21 protein-coding genes and 3 pseudogenes are annotated in these 23,297 nt (G+C 48.4%); 5 read left to right on the top strand and 19 right to left on the bottom strand.

The features are described 5' to 3' along the window. Positions 1-83: 83 nt before the first annotated feature. Complete coding sequence (locus tag A6070_RS06305) at positions 84-350, bottom strand: type II toxin-antitoxin system RelE family toxin (protein ID WP_072287535.1); 267 nt, start codon at positions 348-350, stop codon at positions 84-86. Continuing rightward, positions 334-561 (bottom strand): type II toxin-antitoxin system RelB family antitoxin, encoded by a 228-nt coding sequence (gene relB / locus A6070_RS06300; RefSeq protein WP_072287534.1) that lies wholly within the window; start codon positions 559-561, stop codon positions 334-336. Before relB ends, A6070_RS06305 begins: the two co-directional genes overlap by 17 nt. A gap of 221 nt (positions 562-782) precedes the next feature. Here relB and A6070_RS06295 point away from each other — a divergent pair, with 221 nt between their 5' ends. Further along, on the top strand, positions 783-1,028 hold the full coding sequence (locus A6070_RS06295) for a type II toxin-antitoxin system Phd/YefM family antitoxin (RefSeq protein ID WP_072287533.1): 246 nt from the start codon (positions 783-785) through the stop codon (positions 1,026-1,028). Further along, positions 1,018-1,308, top strand: coding sequence for a type II toxin-antitoxin system RelE family toxin (locus tag A6070_RS06290; protein ID WP_072287532.1), 291 nt, complete (start codon positions 1,018-1,020; stop codon positions 1,306-1,308). Before A6070_RS06295 ends, A6070_RS06290 begins: the two co-directional genes overlap by 11 nt. Positions 1,309-1,978: 670 nt before the next feature. Here the strand turns inward: A6070_RS06290 and A6070_RS06285 are convergent. Together A6070_RS06285 and A6070_RS06280 are read right to left on the bottom strand one after the other, a co-directional pair. Next, positions 1,979-2,887 carry a glycosyltransferase family 32 protein gene (locus A6070_RS06285; protein ID WP_072287531.1) on the bottom strand — a complete coding sequence of 303 codons (909 nt, stop codon included), beginning with the start codon at positions 2,885-2,887 and terminating at the stop codon, positions 1,979-1,981. A gap of 20 nt (positions 2,888-2,907) precedes the next feature. Then, the gene (locus tag A6070_RS06280) at positions 2,908-4,257 is read right to left on the bottom strand and encodes a phosphohexomutase domain-containing protein (RefSeq protein ID WP_072287530.1); all 1,350 of its coding nucleotides are present in this window, start codon (positions 4,255-4,257) and stop codon (positions 2,908-2,910) included. Positions 4,258-4,400: 143 nt separating this feature from the next. Between A6070_RS06280 and A6070_RS06275 the strand changes: the two genes are divergently transcribed. Next, a complete protein-coding gene (locus A6070_RS06275; RefSeq protein ID WP_072287529.1) occupies positions 4,401-4,760 on the top strand; it encodes a four helix bundle protein in 360 nt (119 codons plus the stop codon). 198 nt (positions 4,761-4,958) lie between these two features. Here A6070_RS06275 and A6070_RS06270 read toward each other — a convergent pair whose 3' ends face one another. From A6070_RS06270 to A6070_RS06215, 10 genes are all read right to left on the bottom strand, one after another. Next, a complete protein-coding gene (locus A6070_RS06270; protein WP_072287528.1) occupies positions 4,959-6,464 on the bottom strand; it encodes a mannose-1-phosphate guanylyltransferase/mannose-6-phosphate isomerase in 1,506 nt (501 codons plus the stop codon). 509 nt (positions 6,465-6,973) lie between these two features. Beyond that, positions 6,974-8,041, bottom strand: coding sequence for a GDP-L-fucose synthase family protein (locus tag A6070_RS06260; RefSeq protein ID WP_072287526.1), 1,068 nt, complete (start codon positions 8,039-8,041; stop codon positions 6,974-6,976). Between the two features lie 648 nt (positions 8,042-8,689). After that, positions 8,690-9,831 (bottom strand): IS3 family transposase gene (locus tag A6070_RS06255; protein ID WP_235605421.1). Its coding sequence is split into 2 segments (ribosomal slippage): positions 8,690-9,573 and positions 9,573-9,831, totalling 1,143 coding nucleotides; the frame shifts between segments, so codons are not numbered across the junction. A gap of 320 nt (positions 9,832-10,151) precedes the next feature. Next, positions 10,152-10,538 (bottom strand): GxxExxY protein, encoded by a 387-nt coding sequence (locus A6070_RS06245; RefSeq protein ID WP_072287524.1) that lies wholly within the window; start codon positions 10,536-10,538, stop codon positions 10,152-10,154. 285 nt (positions 10,539-10,823) lie between these two features. Next, a complete protein-coding gene (gene gmd / locus A6070_RS06240) occupies positions 10,824-12,002 on the bottom strand; it encodes a GDP-mannose 4,6-dehydratase (RefSeq protein WP_072287523.1) in 1,179 nt (392 codons plus the stop codon). Between the two features lie 131 nt (positions 12,003-12,133). Beyond that, on the bottom strand, positions 12,134-12,499 hold the full coding sequence (locus tag A6070_RS06235; RefSeq protein WP_072287522.1) for a four helix bundle protein: 366 nt from the start codon (positions 12,497-12,499) through the stop codon (positions 12,134-12,136). Positions 12,500-12,598: 99 nt separating this feature from the next. Continuing rightward, the gene (locus A6070_RS06230; protein ID WP_072287521.1) at positions 12,599-13,438 is read right to left on the bottom strand and encodes a glycosyltransferase family 2 protein; all 840 of its coding nucleotides are present in this window, start codon (positions 13,436-13,438) and stop codon (positions 12,599-12,601) included. Between the two features lie 2 nt (positions 13,439-13,440). Then, on the bottom strand, positions 13,441-14,277 hold the full coding sequence (locus tag A6070_RS06225) for a glycosyltransferase family 2 protein (protein WP_083558788.1): 837 nt from the start codon (positions 14,275-14,277) through the stop codon (positions 13,441-13,443). Next, the gene (locus A6070_RS06220) at positions 14,274-14,753 is read right to left on the bottom strand and encodes an LbetaH domain-containing protein (RefSeq protein WP_201787918.1); all 480 of its coding nucleotides are present in this window, start codon (positions 14,751-14,753) and stop codon (positions 14,274-14,276) included. Before A6070_RS06220 ends, A6070_RS06225 begins: the two co-directional genes overlap by 4 nt. Positions 14,754-15,003: 250 nt before the next feature. Further along, complete coding sequence (locus A6070_RS06215) at positions 15,004-16,287, bottom strand: glycosyltransferase (RefSeq protein ID WP_072287519.1); 1,284 nt, start codon at positions 16,285-16,287, stop codon at positions 15,004-15,006. A gap of 139 nt (positions 16,288-16,426) precedes the next feature. Between A6070_RS06215 and A6070_RS16030 the strand changes: the two are divergent. Next, positions 16,427-16,702: pseudogene (locus A6070_RS16030) on the top strand (transposase); the annotation flags it as partial. 221 nt (positions 16,703-16,923) lie between these two features. Here A6070_RS16030 and A6070_RS06205 read toward each other — a convergent pair. Further along, positions 16,924-18,246: an ISNCY family transposase gene (locus tag A6070_RS06205; RefSeq protein WP_072287518.1), complete on the bottom strand. Its 1,323-nt coding sequence runs from the start codon at positions 18,244-18,246 to the stop codon at positions 16,924-16,926. Positions 18,247-18,385: 139 nt separating this feature from the next. On the opposite strand from A6070_RS06205, the pseudogene A6070_RS16025 reads away from it, so the two are divergent. After that, positions 18,386-19,199: pseudogene (locus tag A6070_RS16025) on the top strand (integrase core domain-containing protein); the annotation flags it as partial. Between the two features lie 101 nt (positions 19,200-19,300). Here the strand turns inward: A6070_RS16025 and A6070_RS06195 are convergent. From A6070_RS06195 to A6070_RS06175, 4 genes and pseudogenes are all read right to left on the bottom strand, one after another. Next, the gene (locus tag A6070_RS06195) at positions 19,301-20,257 is read right to left on the bottom strand and encodes a hypothetical protein (protein WP_145928196.1); all 957 of its coding nucleotides are present in this window, start codon (positions 20,255-20,257) and stop codon (positions 19,301-19,303) included. A 342-nt stretch (positions 20,258-20,599) separates the two neighbouring features. Beyond that, entirely contained in the window at positions 20,600-21,802 is a 1,203-nt protein-coding gene (locus A6070_RS06190) for a glycosyltransferase family 4 protein (RefSeq protein ID WP_145926433.1), read from the bottom strand. 143 nt (positions 21,803-21,945) lie between these two features. Next, positions 21,946-22,511: pseudogene (locus tag A6070_RS16690) on the bottom strand (transposase); the annotation flags it as partial. Positions 22,512-22,568: 57 nt separating this feature from the next. Beyond that, entirely contained in the window at positions 22,569-23,243 is a 675-nt protein-coding gene (locus A6070_RS06175) for a glycosyltransferase (protein WP_083568952.1), read from the bottom strand. Between the last annotated feature and the right edge of the window lie 54 nt (positions 23,244-23,297).

Raw genomic sequence — 23,297 nt, 5'->3', positions numbered from 1 at the left:
ATAATGTAAAATCAATATGTTACACATCTGAAATTGACAAATAAACACCGTCCCACCAGGATCTTAAAAGTTCAACAACTCAGCTACTTGTATATTTGCCTTCGGTGGCCTGCTTCTACGACCAGAATCCGCATAATGCTATCCTGAATTTCGCAGAGCACTCGATAGTCTCCAATCCGATATCTCCACAGTTCCCCAAGGGGGCCGGATAGAGCCTTCCCACGAGTCCGTGGATTTTCAAGGGGCGCTATTTTGTCATCCATATAATTAAGGATATGTCTTGCGACCGGCCTGTCCAGTTTCCGAAGCTGGGTTTCAGCTGTTCTGGTGTATTCAATCGTCCAGCTCAAGGGATCTCCTTACATCGGAGGACGAAAGAACCTCTTCCTCGCCCTTGCGGACTCTTTCTAGAACATCGGCCGCCAGGTAGTAATCCTCAAGGTCCTCCATCCCTCGGGTAATGAGTTCACGAAGATAAAAGGCCTTGGTTCGCCCAGTCTGGGTTGCGAGAAAATTCAACCTCTCTTCTACTTCTGGATCTAAGCGTATAGACGTAGCCATGGAATGCTCCTTTAAAATGTCCGTATTCACTGTATGCAGGATATCACATGGATTACAGAAATGAAACAAGCATAGACAACAAACAGTCATTGACGAGATGAACCCCACGGTCCTTTACTTAAAGTTAGTTTTTTAAGAATGGTTGCCCCAGTTTCAAGCTTGCCAATCTCTAAAAAATAGTCTATATTTAGCACTATATTTCGCACACAAATGAGGTCGATATGGAACGTCTTTATGCCCGTGCATCAGTCAGCATCAGCGATCTGAAAAAGAACCCTTCCCGGATCATCAACGAAGCCGAGGGCACGCCGGTCGCAATTTTGAATCACAACAAACCCAGCGCATACCTCGTACCTGCCAAAGCCTTTGAGGCCCTTATGGAGCAGCTCGAGGATTATGAACTCTCCCGCCTGGTCAAAGAGCGGGAAAAGGAATCCACAATCCCGGTATCGCTCGATGAGTTATAGCCTTGAATTCAAAGGATCCGCTCTGAAGGAATGGAAAAAACTGGATGGTGGAATCCGGGAGCAATTCAAGAAAAAGCTGGCGGAACGCCTCGGCAGACCTCATGTCGAAGCTGCCAGACTTAAGGGGATACCTGACTGCTACAAGATCAAGCTGAAAAATGCCGGTTACCGGCTGGTTTACCAGGTGGACGACAACCGGGTGGTAGTTATCGTCGTAGCAGTGGGTAAGCGGGAAAATCTATCGGTATACAAAACGGCGGGAAGGCGGGTAAAGGATTGATTCTTTGGCTGCCTTGCCTCCCCCAACCTGGCCGGACGGGCCTCAAGCGCAAGACCTTGCTTATCCCCCCCATTCCCATTGAAAAGATCATTGCGCAAAGTGCATGAAAAAAAAGAACATCTTAGACCCGCAATTTTAACCCCGAAAATGGGCTTTTAAACCTGTTTTTGGCGATGATTTTCAAGGTTTTCGCTGGGGAATCAAGGAGTTACCTTGGTCATACCCCGGCCATGAGCCCCGGCCATGATTGTCCTTTGACAAAAACCTTCACCACCCGCTCGATTCTCTCGCTAGAGGCACAGAGAGCACAGAGGAGAGACAACGGCAGAGGTTGGCTCTGTGATGTTCTCTGTGTCCTCTGTGGCTCTGTGGTGAAAGTTTTGGCAATCCGTGTTCTATTGGTTTTAAATTCCGGGACGCGGTTTGCGGCACGCGGGACGCGAAAATCTTGGTTTGCAGGACTGGGGCCTGAATAGAACGCGGATCAAATCTGATGCGCGCGGATTTTCGCGGATTTTAATCACAAACCTTCACCACCCGCTCGATTCTCTCGCTAGAGGCACAGAGAGCACAGAGGAGAGGCAGAGGTTGGCTCTGTGATGTTCTCTGTGTCCTCTGTGTCTCTGTGGTGAAAGCCTTTGGGGTTAAAATCCGCTGTTATCCGGTTTTATCAATGCCAGTTCGGAAGCCTGAACATCGTCCCACTTTTGTTGATCAATTTGTTTGCGCGCTTGGTGATGCTCTTCCGGATTCTTTTGAATGTCGAGGTCACACAGGCAAGGGGGCGGCCGAGAAAGCCAAAGATGATCATCGCTCCTTCTGGCTTTACAATTGGAATTTTTTGTTTGGAATAATGTTTGTACCCGGAGCAGGCTCTATGTGATTTCATGCCGGGCAAAATGGTATAACGAAACCCCAAATCCGTTTCCGCATCGACAATCGAGTGCTCAACGGTATCCATCAATGACAGAATCGCGCGTGTATAGGCAATGGGTCCCGTCAGTCTAAGCACGCCCATGCCACCTGTTGCTCCGGTAAAATATCGATACTTGTCTATATTTTCACACACCCGTTCGATGGTCCGTTGCAAAAAAGGATGCCGGGGTGGTGCCACGATAAACCATTGCTGGAATTCCCCTCGATCGGGCCAGGGTTCCGGTTCCTTTTGCAGCGCCGGAAACAAGCCACAGTCTTCATATTTTTCCCCGGGACCGTTTTGCCAATGGGACAACAGATAGACCGCGTCGCGGGGCAGCACTTCATCCAATGGTTTTGTGATGCTGCTTTTTATATCAAGATAGACGCCGCCTTCATTGTATAACACCAGATATCGAAAAAAATCGGCCCTGGCTGCGCCATACGCTTTGTCGATGCGATTGTAATACCCCAAATAATCGGGAAAATTGCGGGAAATATAATTTTGAATGTCCTGGTTGTCATAAAAACGATACTCCCAGCCAGGGCATAACTCCCTGATACGCGCAATGTTCTGCTCATACCAGGAGGGCAGCTGATGATCCCGATAGGTTTGATGGATTATTTTCGGCAACCAGCCATGCAGCATCTTTACGTCATTCATACCTAAATCCGTCTCGCTAATCACCCTTCCATCATGGCCAGGATTTCCTGTGTCTTCTGTTCCATCAACATCTGATCGCCACGGCTCTCCACATTCAGCCGCACCACCGGCTCGGTGTTGGAGCAGCGCAGGTTGAAGCGCCAGCGATCGAATTCCATGCTCAACCCGTCGGTATAATCCGCGCCTCGGGCGCAACAGCGGTAATGGGTCTCGATGCGCGCCAGAGTTGCCGCGGGGTCACTGAGGCGGCGGTTAATTTCGCCGCTGGCCGGGTAGCGAGCGATGCGCGCGCCGACCAGGCGCGACAGGGGCTGTCCGTTGCGGCTCATCAGCTCCGTGACCAGCAGCCAGGGGATCATGCCGCTGTCGCAATAGGCGAAATCGCGGAAATAATGGTGGGCGCTCATCTCCCCGCCATACACCGCGTCCTCCTGACGCATGCGTTCCTTGATAAAGGCATGGCCGGTCTTGCTCATGACCGGCGTGCCGCCGAGCTCACCGACCAGATCCATGGTGTTCCAGGTCAGGCGCGGATCGTGGATGATGCGGGCGCCGGGGTGGTGCTGCAAAAACGCCGCCGCCAGCAGGCCCACCACGTAATAACCCTCGATAAAGCTCCCCTGCTCGTCGAACAGGAAACAGCGGTCGAAATCGCCGTCCCAGGCAATCCCCAGATCCGCGCCATGGGCCACCACCGCCTCGGCCGTAGCCGAGCGGTTTTCCGGCAGCAAGGGATTGGGGATGCCGTTGGGAAAACTGCCATCCGGTTCATGATGGACCTTGATAAATTCAAAGGGCAGATGTCGCTCCAACTGATCCAGCACCGGTCCGGCACAGCCGTTGCCGGCATTGACCACGACCTTCAACGGCCGCAACTGCTGCCGGTCAATGTACCCAAGCAGATGCTCGATATAACGCGGCCGGGTCTCCAGTGCCACACGGGTACCGCTTTTCGCCACCGGAGTGAATTGGTTGCCCTGAGCCAGTTCCCGGATGGTCTGCAGGCCGCTGTCGCCGCTGATGGGCCGCGCCCCCTGCCGCACCAGCTTCATGCCGTTGTAATCCATGGGGTTATGGCTGGCCGTCACCATGATGCCGCCATCCATGTCCTCGGCAAAGGTGGCGAAATAGATCTCCTCCGTACCGCACAAACCGATATCGAACACCTCCGCCCCGCCATCCATGAGTCCGGCCGCCAGCGCATCACACAGCGCCGCGCTACCAAGCCGAACATCGCGCCCCACCACCACCCTGCCCGGCCGCAGGTACGCGGCATAGGCCCGGCCGATGCGGTAAGCGATGTCTTCGTTCAGTTCATCCGGCAGCCGACCGCGAATATCGTAGGCTTTGAAGCAAGGCAAAATCGTCATTTGTCAATAGTCCATTATGAATAAAAGTGATTCGTGACTGGTGATTAGTGATTAGAAAAATAGATTTACTTAATGTTTTATCTCAGGTAAGTTGGCGATGGTAGCTATCTAACCCTATTCAGCAGAGTCCAATATCGAAATCAATGAAACACCATAAGCAATTGGAAGTTTGGAAGCGATCCGTAGCTTTGGCTGGAGCAATATACTCAGCGACACGAGACTTTCCACCGGAAGAGAAATACGGATTAACCTCTCAAATGTGTCGGGCGGCTGTTTCCATACCCAGCAATATTGCTGAAGGTGCGGCACGACATACAGTGAAGGAATTTATCCACTTTCTCCATATTTCTTCAGGCTCAGCAAGCGAGTTGGATACCCAAATTGAAATCGCCAGATTGATTAATATGGGAAATCAAAAGAGCCTCCTGGAAGCTCAACAAGAGCTTTCCCAAATATCCCGAATGCTCAAGGGTCTTATTCGTTCGTTGGAAAAAAGTCGATAATACTTGTTATATAAACAGTGACAAGTGATTAGTGACTTGTGACTAGCAACAATCACTGCTTTAATTTTTGCTTTGATTTTGTTTGTTTTTTAAACCAATCACTAATCACTAATTACTAATCACTTCTTTAATTTTTGCTTTGATTTTGATTTTTCAACTAATCACTAATCACCGCCTTATAATTACCAATCACCGAAGTTACCTTCCGTATTTGTCCTCAAAACGCACAATATCATCCTCCCCGAGATACGCCCCGGACTGCACTTCGATCAGCTCAAGCGGAATCAGACCAGGATTCTCCAGGCGGTGTTTCACACCGAGGGGAATGTAGGTCGACTGGTTTTCGGAGATGACCAGGGTATCGTCGCCCCGGGTGATGCGGGCGGTGCCCTTGACCACGATCCAGTGTTCGGCACGGTGATGATGCATCTGCAGCGACAGGCTCGCGCCGGGGTTGACTGTGATGCGCTTGACCTGGAAACGCTCGCTGTGATCGATGCTCTCGTAGCTGCCCCAGGGGCGGTTGACGCGCCGGTGCAGCAGCGCCTCGCCCCGGCCCTGCGCCTTGAGCTGTTCGACAATGGCCTTGACATCCTGGGCCCGGTCGCGCCGCGCCACCAGCACCGCATCGGCGGTTTCCACCACCACATGATCCTCCAGCCCCACCGCCGCCACCATGCGCCCGCTGGAGTGCAGGTAACAGTTGCGGCTGTCATGGGTCAAAACATCGCCGCGCATCACGTTACCGGCCCCGTCAGCCTGCCCGACCTCCCACAGCGCCGACCAGGAACCGACATCGCTCCACCCGGCATCCAGCGGGATCACCACCGCCTCGGCGGTCTTCTCCATCACCGCATAGTCGATGGAATCCTTCGGACAGGCCCCGAACGCCTCGGCATCCAGCCGCACAAAATCGAGATCCCGCTGCGCCTTCTCCAGAGCCTCGCGGCAACAATCCAGCATCTGCGGCGCAAACGTCTCCAACTCCTCCAGATAGCGCGAGGCACGGAACATGAACATGCCGCTGTTCCAGTAGTAGTCGCCGGAAGCGAGGTAGGATTCAGCGGTAGGAAGATCGGGTTTTTCGACAAAAGAAGCGACGGTATATCCCGTTAGTGCCGGGTGCTGAGTGCTGAGTGCTGAGTGAAGTTCTTTAACTGCAGGGCTTTGATATTCCTCAGCACTCGTTACTCGGCCCTCAGCACTACGGTTACATCCGAGCCGCTCCGCGGCACGGATGTAACCGTACCCCGTCTCAGCTTTCGTCGGCACAATCCCGAAAGTCACCAGCTTGCCGTCCCGGGCAAGCTCCGCGCCGGCAACCACCGCCCCCCGAAACGTCTCGGCATCGACAATCACATGATCCGCCGGCAACACCAGCAGCACCGGATCAGCCCCTGCTCTCTGCGCCTGCAACGCCGCCACCGCCACCGCCGGGGCGGTATTGCGCCCCACCGGCTCCAGCAAAATCGCCCCGGCCGGGCACCCCGCCTGACGCATCTGCTCCGCCACCATAAACCGATGGCTTTCGTTGCACACCACCAGCGGCTCGGCCAGGTTCTGCAGACCGTTCAGGCGCAGCTGGGTCTCCTGCAGCATGGTGCAATCGTTGACCAGCGGCAGCAGCTGCTTGGGATAAAGCTCGCGGGATAAAGGCCAGAGTCGGGTACCAGCCCCACCGGACATGATTACCGGGACGATCATTTTTCCTCCGCATTTTACGCAAATATTCATTGGGCAGTTACGCCCTACACAAAAACAATGATATACATCTCACGCCCGCTCCTTGCAGTCGCTAGAGCCACGGAGAACTCAGAGAAACCCAGAGCCAGGTTTTTCTCTGCGAACTCTGCGCCTCGAGTGCGCGAAGCAAACGGGCGAGAAATTGGTTTTAAGATGTTATCCAGGTTGTCCCATAACCCCTGGTAACCCGACAAAAAGCGTCTCGCGCCCGCTCCTTTCAGTCGCTAGAGTCGCAGAGAACACAGAGAAACCCAAATCCAGGTTTTTCTCTGCGACCTCTGTGCCTCGAGTGAGGACAGCGAACGGGCGTGATAAGGATTTAAAGGCTTTTGCCAGCTCACTGCAAAAACTATCTCACGCCCGCTCCTTGCAGTCGCTAAAGCCACGGAGAGCGCAGGGAAAACCCTGTCCGATGTCCTCTGCGATCTCTGCGCCTCGAGTGAGCGCAGCGAACGGGCGTGATAAGGGTTTTAAACGCCTCTTCGCATCTGATCGTTATTCAGATACCAGGAATAGAGCTTCTGCACCCCTTCTCCCAAATCAACCTGATGCCGCCACCCAAGAGCATGCAACTTACTCACATCGGTCAGCTTGCGTAAGGTCCCATCCGGCTTGCTGGCGTCAAAAACCAACTCCCCGCCAAAACCAACGGTCTGTCGTACCAGCTCGGCCAGTTCGGCGATGCTGACATCCTCTCCGGTGCCGATGTTGATATGGGTATTGCGCACCTCTTTGCTACCGGGCGCATAGGTATCGGCAAAATCCCGCTCCTGCATCAGATACACACAGGCTGCAGCCATATCCTCGCTCCAGAGAAACTCCCTGCGGGGCTTGCCTGTCCCCCAGATCTGAACGCTTGTGGAAGATACGCCAAACTTGCCAAGGATTGCCAGCGCCTCATCTTCGTTCGGCACCTGCAGATCCGCCACCACCGCCTGCAGGTCGCCGGATTCCATCAATTTGGCAAGGTGCATTTTACGCACCATCGCCGGTAAAACGTGCGACTTCTCCAGATCGAAATTATCCCCGGGACCATACAGATTGGTCGGCATCACCGAGATAAAGTTGGTGCCGTACTGCAGGTTGTAGCTTTCACACAGCTTGATCCCCGCGATCTTGGCGATGGCGTAAGGTTCGTTGGTGTATTCCAGCGGGCTGGTCAGCAACGACTCCTCTTTCATCGGCTGCGGACACTCGCGGGGATAGATGCAGGTACTGCCGAGGAACAGCAGTTTCTTCACGCCATGCAGATAACTCTGGTGGATGACGTTGTTCTGAATCGCCAGGTTCTCGTAGATGAAATCGGCCCGGTAGGTGTTGTTGGCGATAATCCCCCCCACCTTCGCCGCAGCGAGGAAGACGTAGTCGGGTTTTTCTTTTCCAAAAAAGTCGGCAACTGCCAACTGATCAGTGAGGTCCAGTTCGGTATGCGTGCGGGTGATCAGGTTGGTGTAGCCGGCGTTTTGTAACTGGCGAACAATAGCCGATCCGACCAGTCCCCTGTGACCAGCGACAAATATTTTCCCATTCAAATCCATTATCACGCCCGTTCGTTTCACTCACTCGAGCCGCAGAGCCCTCAGAGATAAAACCCATAGATCATTTTGTTTTGACCTTCTCTGTGACTCTGCGTCTCTGCGAGAGATGATTTTTGATTTTTAAAGAAAATACTTTGCAGGCGAACCATTATCACGCCCGTTCGTTTCACTCACTCGAGCCGCAGAGCCCTCAAAGGTTAAACCAAAAGTCCAGGTTTTAAGGTCTCTCTGCGCACTCTGCGTCTCTAGCGACTGTAAGGAGCGGGCGAGAAATCAGCGGGCGAGAAATCGCCTTTAAAATCACCTCACGCCCGTTCGTTTCACTCACTTGAGCCGCAGAGCCCTCAAAGGTTAAACCAAAAGTCCAGGTTTTAAGGTCTCTCTGCGCACTCTGCGTCTCTAGCGACTGTAAGGAGCGGGCGAGAAATCAGCGGGCGAGAAATCGCCTTTAAAATCACCTCACGCCCGTTCGTTTCACTCACTTGAGCCGCAGAGCCCTCAGAGAAAAACACCCAAAGATATATTTTGTTTTGACCTTCTCTGCGTGCTCTGCGTCTCTGCGAGAGATGATTTTTGATTTTTACAGAGAATACTTTGCAGGCGAACCATTATCACGCCTGATCTGTCAACACTTTTCCGGACACATGATTACGCAGCTTTTTTCATGGCCTCAAAGACCAGCGGAGCTTCGTTTCCGTTGGCGGAGTGACGCCGCTGGCGATTGTAAAACACTTCGATGTACTCGAAGATCGACGCTCTGGCTTCGACGCGGCTTTCGTAGTCGCAATGATGGACCAGTTCAGTTTTCAGAGTATGGAAAAAACTCTCAGCGACAGCATTGTCCCAGCAATCACCCTTTTTGCTCATGCTGGCCAAAATGCCGTGGGTGAGGTGAATTTTCCGATGGCTCTCAGAAGCATATTGACTGCCGCGATCACTGTGAAAAATCAGGCCCCGGGCTGGCTTGCGCTTCCAGATCGCCATTCGCAGGGCATCATTGACCAGCGCGGCGTTGATCCGTGAACCCATGGCCCAGCCGACCACGGCCCGAGAGAAGAGATCTATGACAACGGCCAGGTACAGCCAGCCTTCACGCGTCGGAATATAGGTGATATCGCCGACATAAGCGGTGTCGGGCGTTTCGACGTTAAATTCGCGCTCAAGCAGATTAGGCGCAATGGGCTTGTCATGTTTGGAATTGGTTGTCGGCTTAAATTTGCGCTTGGTTTTGACCGCCAAACCTTCTTCCTGCATGAGCCGGGCGATGCGCCGGCGGCTGATGACCGTACCTTGCTTGTCCAGATCGTCTTTGATTCGCCGGGTGCCATAGGTTTTTCGGCCTTTTTCGAATACCCCTTTGATTTGGGGGCGAAGCGCGTCATCGGCAAGGCTGCGGTTGCTGGGCGCTCGGCTCAAGCTCTCATAGTAGCCGCTTCGGGAAACTTGCAGAACACGACACATGGCCTGGACGCCGAATTCAGTCTGCTGTCTCATCCAGGCGTACTTTACCGACTGTTCTTTGCAAAGTACGCCGCCGCTTTTTTTAGGATGTCACGCTCCTCTTTGAGTTGGGCAATTTCGCGCCGCAAGCGCTTAAGCTCTTCGTAGGGATGCTTGTCCCCCGCGCCTTCTTCGTCCACGGTTTGGGGCTGATGATACTTTGCAACCCAGGTATACAGAGTGTTCGGATTGACCCCCAGCGCTCTGGCCGTCTGGGAAATCGGCTGATCAGAATCGACGGCCAACTTCACGGCGTCTTGCTTAAATTCTGGCGAGTACTTCGATGGCATCGGACACACCTCCATGGTCAGGTATTTTGCCTCATTTTGTGTGTCCGGGATAGTGTAGCCACATCACGCCCGTTCGTTTCACTCACTCGAGCCGCAGAGTCCTCAAAGGTTAAACCAAAAGTCCAGGTTTTAAGGTCTCTCTGCGCACTCTGCGTCTCTAGCGACTGTAAGGAGCGGGCGAGAAATCGCCTTTAAAATCACCTCACGCCCGTTCGTTTCACTCACTTGAGCCGCAGAGCCCTCAGAGATAAAACCCAAAGATCTATTTTGTTATGACCTTATCTGTGACTCTGCGTCTCTGCGAGAGATTGCTTTTAAATTTAGATATCAACGCCGTTGGCAACGCGAGTAATCCCATTTTTAACCAATGACTCGTTGAAATTAATCAGAAGACCAAGTGGCTTATCGGCAAGCCGCAAGTAGGTCAACAACTGCTTGATATAAACAGGTTGGACCTTTTCCACCGACTTAAGTTCAATTACAATTTGATCCTCAACCAGAATATCAACGCGGAATCCATGCTCAGTAATGGTGCGACCGCAGTACATCACAGAAACAGGCACTTCTGTTCGGACATGAAGGCCTTCCTCCTGAAGTTGGATGGCGAGGCAGGTCTGATAAACAGACTCCAAAAGCCCAGGCCCGAGTTCCCGGTGAACAGCTATCGCGGCACCAATGATCTTTGATGTAATTGCCTTGAAATCCATTCCCCCTCCAAACCCGCTTCACGCCCGTTCGCTTTGCTCACTCGAGTCACAGAGATCTCAGAGATTAAACCAGAAACCCAGATTTTATGATTTCTCTGCGTACTCTGCGCCTCTAGCGACTGTAAGGAGCGGGCGAGAGATCGCCTTTTAAATCGCCTCACGCCCGTTCGCTTTACTCACTCGAGTCACAGAGATCTCAGAGATTAAACCAGAAACCCAGATTTTATGATCTCTCTGCGTACTCTGCGTCTCTAGCGACTGTAAGGAGCGGGCGAGAGATCGCCTTTACTCGTGGTAATTGAAGGTATTGAACCCATGCCTCCGACAAAGTTCATCCTTCTGCGCTTCTTCGAAATCTCCCCGTACCATCTCGGCCACCAACTCCTCAAAAGAAGTTCTCGGTGTCCACCCGAGCTTTTCCTTGGCCTTGGTCGGATCGCCAAGCAAGGTTTCAACCTCGGTCGGACGGAAGTAGCGCGGATCGACGCGGACGATGATATCGCCGGGTGAGGGGTGAGACGTGAGGGGTGAGGGGTTATCGCCTTCACACCTAACACCTAACTCCTTACTCCTCCCCGGTTCTGACCCACTCTTAACGCTCTCCACTATGCCGATTTCATCAACCCCCTCGCCTTCCCAGCGCAGGGTAATCCCAAGTTCATTGGCAGCGGCATTGACAAAATCACGGACGGAATACTGAACACCAGTAGCAATAACGTAGTCTTCCGGCTTATCCTGCTGCAGCATCAGCCACTGCATTTCCACATAATCGCGGGCATGGCCCCAGTCACGCAGAGAGTTCATGTTGCCCAAATGGAGACAATCCTGCAGACCGAGGGCTATACGAGCAACGGCGCGGGTGATCTTACGGGTGACGAAGGTCTCTCCCCGTAAAGGCGATTCATGGTTGAAGAGAATACCGTTACAGGCGTAGATGCCGTACGCCTCGCGATAGTTGACGGTGATCCAGTAACCGTAGAGCTTGGCGACAGCATAAGGGGAGCGGGGGTAGAAAGGAGTCGTCTCCTTCTGGGGGGTCTCCTGCACCAAACCGTAGAGCTCGCTGGTGGAGGCCTGGTAAAAGCGGGTCTTTTTCTCCAGTCCCAGGATACGAATCGCTTCCAAAATTCGCAGCGTTCCGATGCCGTCGGCATTGGCGGTATACTCCGGGGTCTCGAAGGAGACCGCCACGTGAGACATGGCCGCCAAGTTATAAATTTCGTCGGGCTGTACCAACTGGATGATGCGAATCAAGTTGGTGGAGTCGGTGAGATCGCCGTAGTGGAGGATGAAATTGCGGTTCTCGATGTGCGGATCCTGGTAGAGGTGATCGATGCGATCGGTATTGAACAGCGACGTGCGGCGCTTGATGCCGTGGACGATGTAGCCTTTTTTAAGCAGGAATTCGGCGAGATAGGCGCCGTCCTGGCCGGTGATGCCGGTGATGAGTGCGGTTTTTTTCATGGTGAATTCGTGATTAGTGACTGGTGAGTAGTAATTGGTGCCAATCTTTAATCACTTACCTCCTTTTTTTAAAAAACAGTCATACGTGATTGGTAATTAGTTATTCGGAACAAACAACAAATTACCAACAACTAATCACAGGTTTTGTTCCTGATTGATCTAATAAGGCCCTGAAGCATTCTTGAAGCCAGATTTGTTTTCTCTTCCAAATCGTCCAGATCTGCAGCATCGCCGATTCCTATCCGCCTTGAGATAAGGATCTGGGTGTTCAGTTCACTTGCCGACCCTGCGGCGAAGGATAGAAACTGCAGGAATTCTTTCTGACTGGTTCGCGCAGCCCCTTCGGCGATATTGGATGCGATGGAAACAGCCGCTCGACGCATTTGCGAAGTCAGGCCGTATTTCTCGTCAATGGGAAAACCATTTGTTACCCGATAACAGTCAGTAGCGAGTTCTATGGCTTTTTTCCAAACCTCCAGGTCCTTGTGATTTCTCATTCCCCCTCCCTTGAGAAACGAGTGACTGACACGACTCATTACACAAATTGGTTTTTTGGTCCAAAATCAGAAAACAAATCACCAATCACAGATCACCAATTACGCCTTTGGTGGCCTCAAAAAATACTGCGGAATTTTCCTGAGAGGTTTCATCCAAAGCGTCCACGGATAGGGCTTGAGGCCATTTACCTCCCAGGCCTTACGATCGTTGCGGTTGGCCTTGATGCGAGCTTTGATGGATTCGTTGCTGGCACCACCTACACGCATATAAACAAGGACTTCGGGAATATATTTAACATTGATGCGGTGCCTGAGAAGGAAGCGAAGCATCAGCTCATAATCGGCAGCAGAACCGAGATCGAGATTGAACAAGCCGAAACGTTCATAAACAGAGCGGCGGACAAAGAACGTCGGGTGCGGTGGCATCCAGCCCCATTTGAACTTTTCGGGGGAGAAAGAGCCGGATTTCCAGTAGCGGAGAATCTTGAAAGCCGGTGATTGGTGATCAGTGATTGGTGATTTTTTCTTTAAAGATGTCTCACCAATCACTAATAACGAGTCACTAATCACTTGGGTCTCTCTGACATAAACCAGATCCCCATAACACGCATCCACTTCGGGGTCTTCGAAGGCCTTGGCTACTTTGGACAGGACACTGGGCCCGGCGTAAAAATCATCGGCGTTAAGAATGCCAATCACATCACCGGTAGCGAGGCAAATCCCCTTGTTCATGGCGTCATAAATGCCTTTGTCGGGTTCGGAGATATAGCGCCTTTTAGGGGAAGAGTCCTTTTTTAAGATATCAAGGGTGCCATCAGTGGAACAGCCATCAACAAGGATATGCTCGGGCTGAAGGGACTGGTTGTTCAGACAATCCAGATTGCCACGTAAGGTTGAAGCAGCATTGTAGGTACCGGTAACTATAGAAATCAGCGACATAATTAAAGTGGCATATCATTCTGACGCAAATGGACCTCTTGCGCCTTACAGTTGATCATAAATTCATAAAAGGACCGAAGCAAACAAAAGCTCAATCCAGCCCTCCCATCCAGAAAACCGCCACGAAAGACATACAAGGCAACAAACATCAGAAGAGGCCTGAACGGCATGCGATAGACAAGGGATTTAATTGCGCGTCTACGATTAGCAGGGTCGCTACCAAAAAGGTCAGACAAGGCAGGGGTATCGATCCCCCCTTTCACCATCAGGTCGGCCTCCATCGTTGAATAACGATTGTGCTTTTCAAGCCAGGCAGAAAACCCCTTGTTAAAAGGATAGTGATGGAGATGTCCCTGAAGAAAGCCGATATACCCATCGGTATTATATTCCTCGTTGATAGCCCGCTCGACCCTAACATGCCCGACTTTTATGAGGCGCCCGAACCATGTAGGGTATCCGCTGCTGCGCTTGATCCAACGGCCAAGAAAAAAATCTTTCCGTCGCATACGGTAGAGGGTCGTTTTTTCGCAGCATCCAGCAATCGTCTTATTCATTTCTTCGACAAGTTCAGATGGCACCTCTTCATCGGCGTCAACCATAAGAACCCAAGGATGTTTGTAAGGGATCTTTTCCAGACCGAAGTTACGCTGTCTGGCATAATTATCAAAGGGGCGTTCAACCATTCGCGCGCCCCACTCGGTTGCGATGTTTTGCGTGGCATCCTGGCTACCGGAATCAAGGACGACAACATCATCGCACCATTGCAGGGAGGCCAGGCAACGAGGCAGGTTGATCTCTTCATCCAGGGTCAGAATAAGTACGGAGACAGGTATTGTCATTCTTCTTTCATTTCGCGGCGTTTGATAAATACTGCAGGATTTCCAGCGACGATAACCCAGGGGTCGACATCCCTGGTCACGACAGCTCGGGCACCAACAATGGCTCCTTCGCCGACTTTGACTCCTGGCCCGACAAAAGCATCCGCACAGATCCACGCTTGATGGTCAATAACAATCGGCGGCTTTAGTAATGGTAAGGCTGGGTCGGAAAAATCATGGGTACCCGCACACAGGTGAGCCCGCTGTGAAATGGTTGTTTTATTGCCAATGATTACGTGTCCCAGGTTGTAGATATAGGCATTCTCACCTATTGCAGAGTGGTCACCAATTTCCAGATTCCATGGGAAATATATGTTGGCTGAATTATAGATGTGAACATTCCGCCCAACTTTAGCCCCAAACAGTCTTAGCAGAAAAGCCCTCCACGCAAATAACGGGCGCGGGCTATAAGAAAATAGAGGTTTGCCCCCCCCCAAAGAACCCTGCGGATAATTTCAGGTCGCGAGTATTTGACTGCCTTGCGGTTAGCTTTGATATCGAGTGTAGAATTTTCCATCAGTCAAACCTTACGCAATCAAGGCCTGCCCACCGACCAGTCCACAATGATAGTTGGCATTTATTTGGGCAGCAATGTTTGGCCAGGTGAACTATTCAACAAACAGGTCAGCAATAATGCGGGGCCTAACACCTACATCCGCAAACCACATCTCAGAGATTTTTTTAAACTCAGAAAAAACTCATATACTTAGGGGGATTTTTTTGGGTAAGACACCACTCATACACCTGCATCATCTGCTTAGCTACTGAAGCAATGGAATAGTTATCCTCTACTAGTTTTCGCCCACGAAGCCCCATTTCATTCAACTCAACCGTAGATTTTGCTAACGCTTCGTGCAGACACGCTCTTAGCGGCTCTGTACCAACTTCAATCCACCACCCAGATTCAGTCTCAGTCAACTCATGCCAAGGAGCGCCTTTGGTTGTAATGACCGGTGTTCCACAAGCTAACGCCTCTGGCACAACCATCCCAAAGTTTTCACTTAGCGTTGGCAAAACAAAAAGATCTGCATCTTGATATGCCTTCACCTTTTCATCACCAAATAGCGGTCCAGCAAAGACGATTAACGCTTCTTCGACGTTAATGTCTGACTCCAGAGTGTTATTTTTTGATGTAAAATTCCTGTTATCTGTGCTCTGATTAAAGCTCTCTATCCACCTGAGTTTGAGTTTTGAAGCAAGGCGTTTCAACGCGGCTTCATGCCCTCCATCATCATTCCCAGCAATAACTAACTGCCATTCATCATGAAACGGCTTCAACTGTGCCCAGGCTTCTAAAAGATATGTCAGCCCTTTTTTCGGATGGATGCGACTTAGGAAAAGTAACTTGCGCTTCTGAATTGTTGAAGTTTTCAAACTGGTTAATACAGACTCTTTACCTGCTTCCCTGCCATCTTTCGGAAATAAACTCCCCTTCAACGAATATTCATCCAAATCAATACCGTTGGGGACAACAGCGATTGGATTTTTCAGCCCATATTTCCGACAATTATCAGCTTCCATCGGTGAAGTCACATGGATACATGTTGATCGTTGCAAATCACGGTTCTGCCACAACCATCCTGCCAATTGCTTCTTCCACCGTGAAAACTGAAGCGCCCCGGGTTCTAACATACCCCTTGGCGAAATCACAATCGGCTTGTTGAGCTTACTGGCTGATTTTACAGCATAATGCGTTGACATAAGCCATAAACCATGAGCATTGATAACATCAAAATTGATTCTCATCAAATGTTCACGTAAGGCAATAGAACAACCAATTGGCAATCTTGAATAAGACCCAAGAAAGGAATGAACTGAAACAGAGTCTGGAATAACCACTTCATCAGAACTAAAAACAGTTAAAATATCAATATTCGCATATTCAGCAAGCGCAACACAAAGTAAAGGGACACTCCTAGCAGGCCCTCCACTTGAGGCAGACAATGAAGGAATAATATGTTTAACCAACATGAGGGATCTTTCTATAAAGCATCTGGAAATGTTCAACAATCTAGTCGGAAGTTTACCTAAATGATGGACATAGTAAAAGTAGAGTTTTCTGGCACAATGCAACAAGGAGGCTCTGATAAAAAAGTCACGTTTTACCTAAATACAGATTGTTGCAATTCTCAAAGAGGCCGATGCCGGGATTCAGATCAATGAGATCTGCCGCAAGTATGGATCTCTGATGCACCTATTACAACTGGAGGTCGAAGTACAGCGGCATGAATGCATCTCATTTAAAACGTCTGAAAGAGATGGAGCATGAACTCTCTCAGCTAAAACGTATGTACGCTAATATAGCCCTTGGAAACCAAGCCATGAAAGACCTGTTCGAAAAAAAGTTTTAAGTTCGCCGGAGAAACGCGAAGCAGTTACCTACCTAGTGTCCATCCGGAAACCCCGGTTTTTGTCAGGCGTGGCCACTCTGGCGGCAAGACAAATGCCAGATCCGCAGGGTTTCGAAATTGTTGAGTCTCATAGCGCCCCCGATTTATCCAAAAAGTGCGGCATAAGGACGCACGATTCCTGTCGGGGGCGAGTTTTACAGCCTTTTTTGTCGCGTTAGCCCTGGGCCAGTTCGATGCGTGCCAGAACCAGCAGGTTCTACGAGACGACATTGCTCCAGACATAGCGCCTGAATCCGCGCCATCCGCTCCAGGTACAGCGGGTCAGGCCAAAGCGCCGTTTCAGGGCGGAAATATTGGCCTCGATCCCGGCGCGAAAGTGCTTCAGGCGCTTGTAGACCCAATGGCTCTTGGCCATGTCGAGCACCCCAAGGCCGCGCCGCTTGGAGAAGACGGCATCCTTGACCTGATGCTCTTTGGCAAACGACAGATTGTCCTTGGAGGCAAAGCCCCCATCGGCGCTGGCCTGGCGCGGCATGGTGCCGAAACGTTGCTGATGGCGCTCCAGCATGTCGATGTATTGATCGCTGTCGGCGGGATTGCCGCGGGCAATCACGCAGTCCAGAATCAGATTGGAGGCGCCACCGGTAAAAAAGACCTTGTGACCGTACTCGGTTTCGCGGCGCGACTTGACGATGATGTCGCTGTGGCTCTCGAAAAAGGAGATGATTTTCTCCGAAGCCGGAACCTTTTCGTCGCGAAAAACACGCCGCTTGGTCTGGTCGATGACCTTTTCGAGAATGCGCAGGGCGCGCTCCAGCTGCTGTGCCAGAAGGTGCGCGGTGCAGCCGTCTTGGAAGCTGTCGCCCTGGTAGGCGCCCAGAACGGGGATCGCCTCCCGGGCATAGCCGCAGACCTTGCGGGCTACCTCCACCAGGTCGCGGTAAGCGGCCACGCGGGTTTCCTGCTTGCGGGCATTGAGGATGGTTAGGGCGCGCTTTTTGGCTACCCGGCGATGATCGGAAAATGGGTAATCCGGACGAGGCCTGAGCTGATGGCCCTCGACCATCCAACGGGTCATGATCCGAATACCGTCCCACAGCAGCGAGGAGTCGGTGGGATGATGGATGTTGGTCTCAATGGCGGTGGAGTCGATGCGCACCTTCTTGCCCGTCTCGATTCTCGTCCCGGCGGCGTAGCCGAGGATCAGGTGGTGCAAGGCCTCCCAGGTTGACTCCGTCAAGCTCTTGATACTGTCCTGGAGGATCGACTTGCGGGGATAAACGCCCATCTCAAGGCGAGCAAAAGAGCGGAAGGCGACGGAATCTTCCAGGTAGAAGGCCAGTTCCTCATAGGTCAGCTCGCGATACTGTTTGAGAACGGCGCAGCGCAGCACCTGGTCAGCCGTCAGTCCGCAGCGCCCGGTATCCTCGCGCCGACCCTGAAGCAGATCGCGGTGAACGGCATCGAGAATATCCGGCGTGTGATCCAGAGTCTGCGAAATGCGGCGCAGCTCTTTGGCGATGGCGCTGGTATGCATGAGTTCGAAGATGGACATTTGTCGATTGATTTTTCGCCTCACGAGCCCTCCTGACCGTATTGAAGTCGAATAAATTCAATAGGTTAGAGGGTTATATTGTCATGCCACGCTCAAGAATTCAAGTACAAAAACGTGTATTTTGTTCGTAATTACAACAGCTTATGACTTTCCGGATAGACACTACCTAATCGCTAAGCACCAACTGTCTGTGCAGAGAAGTTGCAACTGCATCAGACTGTCTCGGATGGTCTATTATCAGATACCCAAGGGAATGATCGTGGTACCAACATTATGGCATCGATCACCAGGAACATAGATAAAAATCCCCGTTGGGGGTTTGGAAAACGTCAAGGCCCTGCGACACAAAGACCATCATTGGAACAACAAGCGCGTTTACCGTGTTTACTGCGAATTGCGCATGAAACAGAAGCGCCGAGCTAAAAAACGTTTGCCAAAACGGGTGAAACAGCCTCTGCTAGTGCCTCAACTGCCAAAACAAATCTAGTCAGCCCAATTTATGAGCGAGACGCTCTATGCTGGCAAGCGGTTCCGCACCTTTAACGTTATTGACGATTTCAACAGCGAATTGCTGCACGTTGAAATCGATTCTTCGATTAAGGCAAAACGGCTGATCCTAATCTTTGAGCGCATTCGCCTAGACCGCGGTCTACCGGATACTTGACGAACTTACAATGGCCCTGGATTTCACAGTGGCTATTTTGTGCCCTGGGCCTAAGCTACCGGAATGATGATTAAGTACATTAAGACTGGCGAGCCGAACCAAAACGTTTACATCGAACGCTTCGGCCGAACTCATCGGAACAAGCTGCAGGACCTGTACATGTTCCGCATGTCTCTCAAAAGTCCGAGAGGCAACTTACTGGTGGATCATCGATAACAATGAACAGCACCCTCATGACTCCGTGAAGAATTTGACGCCAATTGAAAACATGTCAAAGAACGCAGGAAACGCCAATTTTCAACTGTCTGCTTGACGAGAAATCTTACGCCAAAGGATTTGTGTATTTTATGGCATTCATAAAAATATAAGAGCTCTCGACGAAACAAGGCTTTGCCAACAAAAAAACACTATTACTCAGACATTTTTATAATTATTTATTTTTGTTTTATCTACATTATAGATACAAATAATAAAACCAACTACAAGACTAAAATGAACCGACCCCAACCAATTAAACAAATTACTATTCATCATGGTAAAATATTGAATTATAGTAGACGCCAAAGTAATTGATAATATTTTTAAGTTGGGGTCTTTTATAGCTGATGTTTTTTTGCAAATATCATACATCATAAAAATCATCATAGATGCATAAATGAAAAACCCAGACAATCCAATCTCAATGATTATTCTAGATAAAAGCTGATCAAGCTCATTAGTTAAAAACCACAAGTTATCCCCACTGCCCAAACCTTTCCCCATTGATAAAACAATATTATTTGTTCCACCCAAACCAAGACCACCAAAACCCACTTTGTCGAAAGCATCAGGAACAGCAGACAACATCCAGAATACTCTACCAACAGAACTATCATTCACTCCAGATAGTCTATCGTTAAATGTATAGTAAGAATCAAAGTCAAAATAATTATTTGCAAAAAGAAAAAAAAGTACAGCTACAAAGAATGTTGCAAATCCAAGACTTTTAATCTTTGACTTCAATCTAAAAAGATTATTGTATGAAAACAATACAATCATCTTGCTAATGAAGACATAAGCAACAATCGCTCTAGAACCAGTAGCAAAAACATTGAAAAGACCAATCGAGAGCACCATAAGACAAAATAATTTTGGCCATATTCGATCACTTATTAAATACCCCAAAAAAGTTATAGGCAAAGAAAAAGAAATAAACGTTGTAAATCCTGCAATATAGTTAAATATTGAGGTAATCCTAACCGAGCCACCTGCTAAAGCAATATACTCACTTGAATCACTAGCATACCTATTAAGGAAATGAGAGGGTGGCAGATAATACTGCAAAATTCCAAAAATATAACACACAAAAGAAACACAAATTACTGCCTTCATGAAATATAAAATATTATTTTCGGATTTAAAACCAATTGGTACCGCAAGAGCGTAAACTGCATAGAAAAAGTAAGATATTAAACCAATAAACCAAACAAGTGGGTCGAAAGATGATATAAAAATATTAAAAACACAGTAACCAAAAATAAAAAAAACAAGACATGATAAGGGTAATCAGACTTTCTAAACTCTTTACTTACTTTACTATATAAAATCTTACCCCATAATAAAAACAAAAATACTAGCTTGACCACAAACAAATGCTGAGTATATCCTGGTAGTATATATTTCCTCAGAATTCCTTCAAGCAATATTACAAAAAGTGTTATATATATTAAAGTTTTAAATTTCACGTTTGATATGCTCTATGATTGAATCAATCTGTTGATAATAATTTTCCCAAGTCAATTTCTCAACACTTTTCCTTGCATTACGGCTCATTATTTCAAGCCTATCTTTATTGTTATAACAGTATAAAATATATTTCTTCAATTCATTTCTATCACCGACTTTTATGATAAATCCGTTTTCTCCATGAGATAACAATTCCTTTGCTCCTGTATTCTCGCTTATAATAACGGGTAATCCAGAAGATAAGGCTTCGACGACAACTTGCCCCCAGCTATCCATATATGATGGCAAAGCAAAAACAGATGCCCTTCTATAAACTTCTCTTAAAAAAGAGTGTTCCAAATAAGGAATATACTCGATATTTTCAGATATGTTTTGCTTCACATACTCAATCGCATCGCCACAACCACCGACAATTGTCAATTTTGAATTTTCTAAACATAATTCTTTAAAAACTTCAATAAGATCCTTGATACCCTTCAAGTATCGGATGCCAGCAACAAATAAGATTTCAAAAGCGTCTATTTTTTTTTCTTTTTTTGGAGAAAATTTATTTGTGTCCACGCCCAAATTCACAACAAATATTTTATCAGAAGCGATTCCTGCGTCTACATAAGACTGTTTTGCGAATTCAGAAAGAGAAATCATATAATTGGCTTTAATGTACTCTTTTTTCTTTAGTTTAGACTCTTTGTACAAATACCTTGAATTAGTACAACCGATAACTACACCATTATATTTTTCATTAATTTCTATAATCTTATCAGGATGTATTGTACATAAATCTAACAGGTTTATTTTACCTAACCATTTAGAAACACAGAAAGAAAACAACGACATTTTTTCATAAGAAATCAAGATATCAAATTTTATAACCAACAATGCTATAGAAACTAAAAAATCATGCACCCTATCAAAGCAATAGACTTTTTTTTTATTATTAAGTTTTAAAAATATTTGATATAATATCTCTGGTAAAAAGGTGCATTTAACTAAACGCGGATCAATGTTTGCAGATCCACGCTTAATAGCTAATTTTTCAATAAACTGAAATTTACATAGTTTTTTTATTATTCCCCCTTTACATGACACAAAGATACCAGTAAAAAAATATTTCAATAAAATTTTTCTTTGAAGTGCCTCGACAAGTCTATAAACGTGCTGCTTTTGGGAATGAGATACAATTATCTTCAATGCACACCTATACCTATTGAAAAGAATATATTTATAACAAAATAATTTTTAATTTTGTCAATTTACAATACTTATGAGACTTATCATTACCTAACTACTTCAACTCGAAATTTAGGATTGACGTTCCCCCGGTTTTATGGACACCGGGTTAAGCTGCAGGGCTCTCCCTGCTTTTTGAGCGCCTGATAAACACGGGGGCTGCCGTAAGCCTCCCCGCTGTCATGATGTACGGTACGGATCTTTTCCCGCAGTTTTGCGTTGGCTTGTGGCCGCTTGGGACCGGGCCTTCTAAGCCAAGCGTAATAGCCACTACGGGAAACCGACAGCACATCACACATAATCGAAATGGGGAATTCCGTTTGATGTTGCTGCATGAAACGGAAAATCACTTCGGGTCTTTGGAGAAGATGGCCATCGCTTTTTTTAGGATGTCGCGCTCCATTTTCAGGCGCTGATTTTCACGCCTGAGGCGGCTGAGCTCATCAGCTTCGGAAACTTGCCTCCCCCTGCCGGAAAAGGCTTCCTTGGGATTCTCCCCGTATTGGTGAATCCATTTGTAAAACGTGTTGGGGTGAATCTCCAGATCTCTGACCACCTCCGACACAGACTGATCGCTGTCGGTTATCAAACGAACCGTCCTGATCTTGAATTCGCGGGTATAACGTCTTCTCTTCGAAACATGCCAGTCCTCCTGGTGCTGTTGTTGCAGCTTTTCGGACTGTCCACAATCTCGGGGGAAGGTCAGATATATAACTTTTTGACACTATTAGCTAATTAACAATTTGGCATATTGGCCAACAACTTTATACATATCAAATCTGGATACAGCATTTTCATTATCTAAAATAGTTATAGAAGTGTCTTCATAAATCAATTTAGCGATACACTTTGAAAGTTGATTGACATTTCCTGGTTCAACAAGAATGCCGTATTTTCCATTATCTAAAATCTCAGAAGGACCGGATTTGCAATTAAAAGCCACGACCTTAGTTTTTGAGGCTAATGCCTCGGCTAAAACTAAACCAAACCCTTCCCATCGAGATGACAAGACAAAGCATTTGGCATTTCGCATATACTTATACGGATTTCTTGAAAAACCTTTAAAGAGGACTCTATCCTCAACCCCAAGCTCTACACAAAGATTGTACAACTTCTTTTTTTCTTCCCCTTCCCCAACCAACACTAGCTTCAACTCATGATCGCCAACCAGAGAAAAAGCTTTAATCAACAAATCGAATCCTTTTTGCCTATGTAACCTACCAACACCTACAATATATTTTCCGAGATCACAATTTAACTTTTCTTCAGACAACTTTCGTATCAGATTTAACTCTAAGGGGTTATATATAACATGGACCAGAATTCCCTTCACATACTTAAGTAGGCTTTCTTTAACCCCAGAAGAAACGGCTACAACATGATTTGCCTTACGGTAAAGAATTTTTTTAGTAAGATTGTAATAAAATCGTCTACTGTTTTAGACATTAATATATTG

Origin of the sequence: Syntrophotalea acetylenica, from assembly GCF_001888165.1 — a bacterium.
Classification (GTDB): Bacteria; Desulfobacterota; Desulfuromonadia; order Desulfuromonadales; family Syntrophotaleaceae; genus Syntrophotalea; species Syntrophotalea acetylenica.
This window is presented reverse-complemented; position numbering and strand designations above follow the sequence as displayed.

Coding starts and splice junctions, on each gene's coding strand:
- gmd (WP_072287523.1), bottom strand. CDS start 12,002: ATGAAAAAAACCGCACTCATCACCGGCATCACCGGCCAGGACGGCGCC.
- A6070_RS06260 (WP_072287526.1), bottom strand. CDS start 8,041: ATGGATTTGAATGGGAAAATATTTGTCGCTGGTCACAGGGGACTGGTC.
- A6070_RS06280 (WP_072287530.1), bottom strand. CDS start 4,257: ATGACGATTTTGCCTTGCTTCAAAGCCTACGATATTCGCGGTCGGCTG.
- A6070_RS06295 (WP_072287533.1), top strand. CDS start 783: ATGGAACGTCTTTATGCCCGTGCATCAGTCAGCATCAGCGATCTGAAA.
- A6070_RS06270 (WP_072287528.1), bottom strand. CDS start 6,464: ATGATCGTCCCGGTAATCATGTCCGGTGGGGCTGGTACCCGACTCTGG.
- A6070_RS06245 (WP_072287524.1), bottom strand. CDS start 10,538: ATGGATTTCAAGGCAATTACATCAAAGATCATTGGTGCCGCGATAGCT.
- relB (WP_072287534.1), bottom strand. CDS start 561: ATGGCTACGTCTATACGCTTAGATCCAGAAGTAGAAGAGAGGTTGAAT.
- A6070_RS06275 (WP_072287529.1), top strand. CDS start 4,401: ATGAAACACCATAAGCAATTGGAAGTTTGGAAGCGATCCGTAGCTTTG.
- A6070_RS06235 (WP_072287522.1), bottom strand. CDS start 12,499: ATGAGAAATCACAAGGACCTGGAGGTTTGGAAAAAAGCCATAGAACTC.
- A6070_RS06225 (WP_083558788.1), bottom strand. CDS start 14,277: ATGACAATACCTGTCTCCGTACTTATTCTGACCCTGGATGAAGAGATC.
- A6070_RS06215 (WP_072287519.1), bottom strand. CDS start 16,287: ATGTTGGTTAAACATATTATTCCTTCATTGTCTGCCTCAAGTGGAGGG.
- A6070_RS06195 (WP_145928196.1), bottom strand. CDS start 20,257: ATGAAGGCAGTAATTTGTGTTTCTTTTGTGTGTTATATTTTTGGAATT.
- A6070_RS06290 (WP_072287532.1), top strand. CDS start 1,018: ATGAGTTATAGCCTTGAATTCAAAGGATCCGCTCTGAAGGAATGGAAA.
- A6070_RS06230 (WP_072287521.1), bottom strand. CDS start 13,438: ATGTCGCTGATTTCTATAGTTACCGGTACCTACAATGCTGCTTCAACC.
- A6070_RS06285 (WP_072287531.1), bottom strand. CDS start 2,887: ATGAATGACGTAAAGATGCTGCATGGCTGGTTGCCGAAAATAATCCAT.